The sequence below is a fragment of the Rhodococcus sp. YL-1 genome (assembly GCF_001942025.1).
GTDB classification, from domain to species: Bacteria; Actinomycetota; Actinomycetes; order Mycobacteriales; family Mycobacteriaceae; genus Rhodococcus_F; species Rhodococcus_F qingshengii.
The window spans coordinates 3,135,975-3,143,255 of the sequence record NZ_CP017299.1 but is presented as its reverse complement, the minus strand read 5'-3'; the positions used below and the strand labels follow the sequence as shown (position 1 = coordinate 3,143,255).

Annotated in this window: 8 protein-coding genes; 4 read left to right on the top strand and 4 right to left on the bottom strand. The window is 61.1% G+C overall.

Going from position 1 to position 7,281, the window contains the following annotated elements:
* Positions 1-30: 30 nt before the first annotated feature.
* Positions 31-1,206, top strand: coding sequence for a lipase family protein (locus BH682_RS14710; protein ID WP_054827626.1), 1,176 nt, complete (start codon positions 31-33; stop codon positions 1,204-1,206).
* Between the two features lie 73 nt (positions 1,207-1,279).
* Positions 1,280-1,753, top strand: a complete 474-nt coding sequence (locus tag BH682_RS14705; RefSeq protein WP_003945009.1) for a DUF5709 domain-containing protein — start codon at positions 1,280-1,282, stop codon at positions 1,751-1,753.
* Here the strand turns inward: BH682_RS14705 and BH682_RS14700 are convergent.
* The gene (locus BH682_RS14700; protein ID WP_223304530.1) at positions 1,742-2,791 is read right to left on the bottom strand and encodes a GGDEF domain-containing protein; all 1,050 of its coding nucleotides are present in this window, start codon (positions 2,789-2,791) and stop codon (positions 1,742-1,744) included. The genes BH682_RS14705 and BH682_RS14700 overlap by 12 nt on opposite strands.
* A gap of 670 nt (positions 2,792-3,461) precedes the next feature.
* On the opposite strand from BH682_RS14700, the gene BH682_RS36705 reads away from it, so the two are divergent.
* Together BH682_RS36705 and BH682_RS36700 are read left to right on the top strand one after the other, a co-directional pair.
* Complete coding sequence (locus BH682_RS36705) at positions 3,462-3,833, top strand: hypothetical protein (protein ID WP_223304529.1); 372 nt, start codon at positions 3,462-3,464, stop codon at positions 3,831-3,833.
* Positions 3,834-3,902: 69 nt separating this feature from the next.
* Entirely contained in the window at positions 3,903-4,289 is a 387-nt protein-coding gene (locus tag BH682_RS36700) for a hypothetical protein (protein ID WP_223304528.1), read from the top strand.
* A 7-nt stretch (positions 4,290-4,296) separates the two neighbouring features.
* On the opposite strand, the gene galE is transcribed toward BH682_RS36700, so the two are convergent.
* The 3 genes from galE to BH682_RS14680 are packed head-to-tail and all read right to left on the bottom strand — an operon-like array spanning position 4,297 to position 7,279.
* The gene (gene galE, locus BH682_RS14690; RefSeq protein WP_075833190.1) at positions 4,297-5,295 is read right to left on the bottom strand and encodes a UDP-glucose 4-epimerase GalE; all 999 of its coding nucleotides are present in this window, start codon (positions 5,293-5,295) and stop codon (positions 4,297-4,299) included.
* Positions 5,292-6,422 (bottom strand): nucleotidyltransferase family protein, encoded by a 1,131-nt coding sequence (locus BH682_RS14685; protein WP_075833188.1) that lies wholly within the window; start codon positions 6,420-6,422, stop codon positions 5,292-5,294. Before BH682_RS14685 ends, galE begins: the two co-directional genes overlap by 4 nt.
* On the bottom strand, positions 6,401-7,279 hold the full coding sequence (locus tag BH682_RS14680) for a hypothetical protein (protein WP_223304527.1): 879 nt from the start codon (positions 7,277-7,279) through the stop codon (positions 6,401-6,403). Before BH682_RS14680 ends, BH682_RS14685 begins: the two co-directional genes overlap by 22 nt.
* Positions 7,280-7,281 lie beyond the last annotated feature (2 nt).

Sequence of the window (7,281 nt, the reverse complement as noted above, 5' to 3'; positions counted from 1 at the left end):
CTGCGAACCACACGCGTGTTTACCGGATCGATGCTGACTGCCGCTGCACTGACTGCCGCACTGCTCTCCGGGGGGACTGCACAGGCCGATCCCGCATATCCGGCACCGGACCCGGACCCGTTCTATTCGCAAGCAGCGGCCGAGGGGACCGCCGGCACGCCGATCTCCGTGCGCCGGGCCCCTGACCTGATGACCTTTCCCGGCGTCGCGATCTGGCAGGTCAGTTACAGGTCCACGAACTCCGAGAACAAGCCTATTGCCGCGGTCAGCACGATCCTGGTCCCGCCGAATCAAGCACAAGACGGCCCGTTGCTCTCGTATCAGCACATCGTCAATGCACTCGGTACGGGATGTGCGCCATCTCGCGCGCTTTACGCATCGGATCCCAACATCGTCATCCGTGAAGCGCCCATCCTCAACGTCGCGCTGCAACGTGGATGGACTATTGCCCTTCCCGACCATCTCGGACCCAACAGTGCGTACGGCGCCGCGCGCCTGGGCGGACAGATCACGCTCGACGGTATCCGCGCCGTTCAGAAAGTCCCCGAATTGCGTAGTGGCGCCAGCCCTGTCGGTATTGCCGGCTACTCCGGCGGCGGCATGGCCACCGCGTGGGCGGCCGCACTGGCCCCGAGCTACGCACCCGAGGTCAACCTTGTCGGTGTAGCCGAGGGCGGCGTCCCGATGAATCTGTCCAAGATGGCAAACGGCCTCGGACAGGATCCGCACCCGGCATTCGGCCTCGCCTTCGCCGCAGCCATGGGCCTCGAACGCGAGTATCCCGACCTACTGCCGCTGAGCAACCAACTCAACGACCTCGGACGGTCGATGCGGGCCGAACTCACCAACGCGTGCACCAACGACATCCTCAGGGTCGGTGCCGGGCGCAGTGCCTCTCAGGTGTCGACGTCGACATCCTTGCTGTCCAGCCCTGAAGTGCGAAAGGTGATGGACGACAACAGCGTCGAACTCTATCCCGGTGTGCCGACTGCCCCGGTGTTCGAATGGCACACGCCCGACGACGTTCTGATCCCCATCGATTCGGTGGTCAACACGATTTCGCGGTACTGCGCCGCCGGAGCCACGATTCAATCCCAACTGTTCCCCAGCCCGGACCACCTCACCACTGCGGTCCTCGGTCTGCCCACCGCATTCGAGTACCTACAGGACCGATTCGACGGAGTGCCGGCCCCGCGTTCGTGCTGAATGTCTCCGGAGTGACGTATCGAGCAGGCGCGGCACATGGCCAACTCGGTGTGCCCGTGGCATCGTTGATCGTATGAGCGACACGGATGACACCGGCGCGGCCGGCAATGGCGATTACAGTCTCGATCCCGACGACCAGCTTCAACCTGAAGACACTCTGATCGATCGAGGCGTCGACGACATTCTCGACGAGGGAATCTCACCACCGGAACGCCCACTGGGACTTGATGCCCACGGGTTGACCGGCAGCGAGGAATCAGCGGGGGAGACCCTCGACGAGCGCCTGGCCGAAGAAGAACCCGATCCGTACGCGTCGCTCGGAGATCCTTTGAAGGATCCCGCCGATGCCGACGAATTCGAACGGGAAGAAGAATTCCCGAACGGTGACGAAGTGGGTAACCGTCGGGTCGGGCGTCTCGTTGCCGAAGACGAGGGCAGATACGAGGACGAGGAAAGTGAACTCATTGCCGGCGACGTCGGAATCGACGGCGGCGCAGCGTCGGCAGAGGAAGCCGCGATGCATCTGATCGACGATTCAGAGGACTGAACGACCGCCTGACTGTTGTGGCTGTTGTAGCAGTTGATCGGTGAGAACGATGGAGTGGACGTGATTTCCACCCATTCTCTTGCTTTCGTACATCGCCGAATCGGCGAGGCGATGTAGATCGTGAACGCCACTTTCTGCTGCTTGTACGTCCGGCCAGGCGCCGTTGTGGATGGCTATGCCGATGCTGGTCGTCGAGATTGGTTCGCCTGTAGGGGAGTTCATGATGGGCGCGATCCGGGCCAGTAGATCGCCGACGTACGGCAACGGCATCATCTGAACGACGACGAACTCGTCACCGCCGATGCGCGCTATCGCCGCGTCCGATCTGGCCCAGTCGTGTAGTCGATAGGCCGTGCGCAGTATGACTCGGTCGCCGACGTCGTGACCGTAGGTGTCGTTGAAGTGTTTGAAATTGTCGATGTCGATCACTACCACCAGCAAAGACTGGTCGAGGCTGGATTTCGCTTGCAGTAGTTCGGAAGTCCGCCGTGCGAGTCCGCGCCGATTCAGCAGGTCCGTCAACGGATCGAGTTCTGAGCTTTGAGCGTCGTTGCTCAGGAGCGCCAGAGCAATCTGCGTGACCACCGGTATGACAGTGATGACAGGAATGGCAAAGGCAATGCGCCCCAGGACGTCTGGAAGGCCAGAAGGTACATCGGTGAACACGCCGATGCTGGCAACAACGATGACCGCCCCGGAAAACAGCAGGTGCCACAGCTGAGTTCGAAGATTGTGAAAGAAGGCTATGTACGAGCCGACGAGCCCGAAGACGAGACATCCGAGCAATCTCTGATCCGGATTCGCCTCAGCCAGCACGATCACCGCAACGGCGAAGTCCCCGGCAACGACGAAGAAATACGACCTTTCACGGGTGGTCGCTACGACAGGCAGGGCAATTCCGCCGATCATCACAAGCACTGCGACGACGACGTCCAACGGAAATCCGATGGTCTGTACCGAATGAGTGCCCAGTCGCTTCAGCAGAATCGTGATACCCAGGAGGAAAACCAATACGCCGATGCCTATCCGAGTCGGCATCAAAATTCCGTTGTCGCGCAAGAATCGCGTGAATCGGTCAAACTGGTCTGGCACTGCGAGCCAGCGATGCACGACCTTGGGTGTGTCGCTCATCGCGGCCACTGACCATGAGAAGCGGCCGGTCGAATACAACACATGCGGCGATAGTAGTCCGTGGCGATGACAAGGGAACTGAACTCGCCTCCAGCCTGTCGACCATAATACGTCACAGTGACGAATTGAGGTGGGGTAGCCGGAAGTCGGTGAGACGTGTTTATCGGCATCAATCCACATCAGAGCACTTATTGGTCGTTCCTGACGTCCAGGTCGCGCGGCGTAGCCGCAGTCGCCGGCGAGGCCAGGCGGTGATCGGTACCAATTCAGCCGGCGATCGCGGAGTCGCAATGGTCGAGTCGTGCAAGCCGGTCGCAGATCTAGGACGGAAACGCAGGAAAGCCGGCAAATGTACCGGCAGACAGACATAGGTGGGCGGAAACAAGGAAGGTTGCACGAACCAGGCGTGAGCCGGATATCGCCAGGTCGAGAATTTGCCGATAATCTACATTATGTCAAGTAAAGGATATTCGAACGTCCCCCGTCAGCTTGTCGCTAGCTTTACCCACATGGATTCCGTTGCACTCGTCCTCGGTTCACCACGTGGCCGTCGCTTCTGTGCGAACGTCGGTTACGCATGCCAGCAGAAATGTCCGAACTCGAGATTCTGCACTGTCTTGCGTATGCCGTAGATTTTGCACGCTACTGGGAGCCGCCGGACGAAGAAGATCTGATCTTCGTCCGCCCTGAGGTGATCGCGGCATTGCGACCGATTGCCGAAGCACTACTCGACTCGCCACACACTGCCTGGTGGACCGAGCCGGTCGACCGTCTGAACCAGAATCTGGTTGAAAAGCGAAACCCTATTTACGGCTGGTCGGACCTTCCCTTGCGGATTTACCGTGCAGAGGACGGCCTCGAACAGTGGCGTGCTGAGGCACTCGACAACGAACGTCAGTTTCTGGAATACCAGATCGAAGATCCGGACCGTCACATCGGAGGCGAATAGTGGTCTATCCCGTTTGCCAACGGCACAACCGAAACAACCAGGGCCCGCGACGGTATCGGGGCGCTCGGGGTGCTTCTCGAAGAAGACAGCTCCTCGAACGAGGCGCGGGTGCAGCCGGTAAGGATCTACGGCGCGCCCCGGATCTACGAGATCACCGGTCCGCAGGACTGGGCGAATCTGGTCGATACCTATCCCCTGCCTGTGCCCGCTTCACGTCGCTCCGTGTGGTACGACACGACCGGTGAATACCGTGACTGGTTCATTCCGGACTGGCTTTCGGTGTCCGCGGATTACGACGCCGTCCACCTGACCATGATGGCTTATCTGACCACGCCAGGCATCGCGATCCCGTTGTCGGCCAACTCGGGTGCCACCGTGCTCGCCGGGTGGGATCCGGACGCCACCTTCTGGCTACGTAGCAACAACATCACCGTTGACGACGACCCGTCGGGCTGACGTTCGGCTACACCGAGTTGAGCAGGTGCGGGCGCACTGCCAGCCACCGCGCGGTGTCCTCGATCCCCTGTTCTAGGGTGAATGTCGGAACCCACCCGAGTAGTCGCAACGCACGATCGTTCGTCGCGTAAGCGCCGGCAGTGTCACCGGCGCGTCGGCCGGCAGCGACCACGTCGATATCTTCACCGCGCACGTTCTCGAATGTGTGTACCAGCTCCCACACCGTCGTCCCCCGCCCGCTGCCCAGATTGACCACAGTCATGCGTGATGATTCAGCGGTGACCCGGTCGAACCTTTCCAGCGCTCGAACATGAGCGTCTGCAAGGTCCCAGACATGAACGTAATCACGCACTCCGGATCCGTCGCGCGTCGGCCAATCCGTTCCCGTAACCCTGAAAGGCGTTCCTGTCGAATATGATTCGAACAGCTTTCCGAGTGCGTGGGTCGGGCGTGCCGATGGTGTACCACTTCGCAGCTCCGGATCTGCCCCGACCGGATTGAAGTAGCGTAGAGATATCGCCGATAATTTAGTGGCCGCCGCAATGTCGTCGAGCATCGTTTCGAACTGAGCCTTGCTGTGCGCATAGGGACTCTGCGGTGCGATCCCCCAATGTTCATCGACACACCCACCGTCGCTCGGCGCATACACCGCCGCAGAGGAACTGAACAAGAAGCGCTCACACCCGTTCCGAAGGACACTCGATACCAGCGTCAGCGACTTGGATACGTTGTTCTCGTAGTACCGCGCCGGGCTACTCACGGAATCTCCGACCACGATCAAGGCCGCACAGTGAACTGTCGCATCGATATCGGAATGATCTGCGAATACCTTGTCGAGCAGTTTCTCGTCCGCGATGTCGCCGCGGTAGAACGGGAATCTGTGCGCAAATTCGGCGCGGCCGGTCAGCAGGTTGTCGAGAATCACGACATCGATCCCGGCGTCGACGCACTTCGACGCGACGGTGCTACCGATGAATCCCGCTCCGCCCGTGATCAGTACTTTCACGCCGCTCCCCCGGCATCTTCGACGGCAGTCCTCGCACGACGGACGAAGTGGGACACGCGTGAGCGGGCCAAGTCCCATCCACGTAGGTCGCGCCCGTCCCGGATGGATAGCCGATCACGGTCGAGAAAGAGCGGCACCATGACCAGATCGCGGTAAAGCGAGTGCAGACGTGGGCGATCCGCCAACCACAGCGTCCATCGCCACCACCAACGCGCCGAGACGGTCGTCACTCCGGTGCTGACGCCGAAGATCGATTCCACCGCCGCCCAGTGGACGTTCACCGCCCGACGGACATCGCGTGGCAACTGGCGTCTGGAGAGCGTCACAGCGAGTTCCGGCTCGGAAGTGAGCAGGTACCCCACGTCGAAGACACTGTTCAACGACAAATCGGCTCGAATCAAGGCCCGATCGGCAAGCCGCGCGTGAGCGATGACGTGCAGCGTCACGTCGGCCATCGCAAGGCGGGATCCTTCCGCCTCCGAGCTGATTCCTCGGACCGCGGCCTCCCGGGTCAGCGCGTGACGGGCGAACCTCGGAAGTAAGTGCGAATGGATTTCGACGGAGCCATGACGGTCGTCGCGAAGGAGTGCCGGTTCCTGGTGATCGTCGTGATCGATGGAGGCGGAGTCCACTTCGTCGGGGCGGACCATTCGGTAGCCGAAATCGAGGATCGCGTCGTTGGCCGGAACGGCATGTGCAGGGTCGACGACCAAAAGGTCGATGTCCGTCATCCGTCGAGCTGCCGGGTTCGGCCAGATTCTTCGCTCGAGAAGGGCGGCACCCTTCAGTGCAACCGTCGGAAATCCGTTGCTGTGTAACAGCTCTTGCAGTTCCACTCGTTGCGCGTCGAGGTCCGAGATCCTTATGGTGTTTCGGTGATGGACAAGGCTCAGCGTCAATTCCGGACTCGATGCGGTGGCCGAGGATTCCGACAGCATTTCCGCGAAGCTCGCAGGTAGGACCGATGCGAAGCCGGCCTCGACCGCTCGGGAGGCGAGCAGCGGCAATACCTTGTGCCTTACAGCGGCGTCGATGACTCTGGGCCAATCCTGCTGCGAACACAAGCGGATGACGTCGGCCCCACACTCGGGTTTCAACATGGAAATCAGGTACCGGGTGTCACGCATGACGCCACCAGTTCCTCCACCGTGTCGGCGCCGGTATCGCCGTGATGTCGAATCAGTCTGTAGCACGGGGCATTCGAGAGTAGAGCAGCGATGTTTCTCAGGGTCACTCCGTGATTGTCGGACCACAGGGCGGATTGCTCGGCCAGCGACTGTATCGCTTGGGGTACGGGCATCGGAGCGAGTCGAGTCGGCCCCTCGTCCCATCCATCGAGGATCAGCACCAGGTCGATTCCGCGAACCGCCGAGCTGACGTTTCGTTCAGCAGGCAAGGTCGACGGGTCCAACGCCCACACCGGCGGGGCGTACGGAAGATACAGCGAATCGTGCGCTTTGATCTCCGGGAGGACGTCGAACGTACCGGCTTTGAGGTGAACCCGCCGCGGTAAGCCCACAGCTTCGGTACCACGAATGAAGACGCCTTCGTCAGCACGCAGTTGTGCACCCCGCATGGCAAGGGCGAGCGCCAAGGTGGTCTTGCCCGCCCCTGAATGCCCGGCGATCGCCACTCTCACACCGTTGCAGTCGACCAGAGCGGCGTGCAGGCGTGTCCACTGTCGGGCGTGCGCGGCCGTCATGACATCCCGGTGCACCGTGCGGTACACGCTCTCCGCGAGCTGGAGACCGTCCAGACCGATCAGCGTTTCATGGCTGCCGCCGATGGTCGATTCGATGGTGACGTCCCAGCGACCGAATGTCGCTCGATTCCGCTGAATCCGAACTTCGACGTTGTTGTCCGCAGGCCACGGGCTGGCAATCCGATGCTCGACGACACCGACCTCGGGTATGCGGAAACCGCGCACAATCGCGTCAACCCAAAGGTAGTGCGCCCGGAATTGTGGTACGTGGTTGCCTGTCACGG

Excerpts from the sequence above, each read along its gene's own strand:
- BH682_RS14710 (WP_054827626.1), top strand. The coding sequence starts at position 31 with ATGCTGACTGCCGCTGCACTGACTGCCGCACTGCTCTCCGGGGGGACT.
- BH682_RS14705 (WP_003945009.1), top strand. The coding sequence starts at position 1,280 with ATGAGCGACACGGATGACACCGGCGCGGCCGGCAATGGCGATTACAGT.
- BH682_RS14700 (WP_223304530.1), bottom strand. The coding sequence starts at position 2,791 with ATGCCGACTCGGATAGGCATCGGCGTATTGGTTTTCCTCCTGGGTATC.
- BH682_RS36705 (WP_223304529.1), top strand. The coding sequence starts at position 3,462 with ATGCCAGCAGAAATGTCCGAACTCGAGATTCTGCACTGTCTTGCGTAT.
- BH682_RS14685 (WP_075833188.1), bottom strand. The coding sequence starts at position 6,422 with ATGCGTGACACCCGGTACCTGATTTCCATGTTGAAACCCGAGTGTGGG.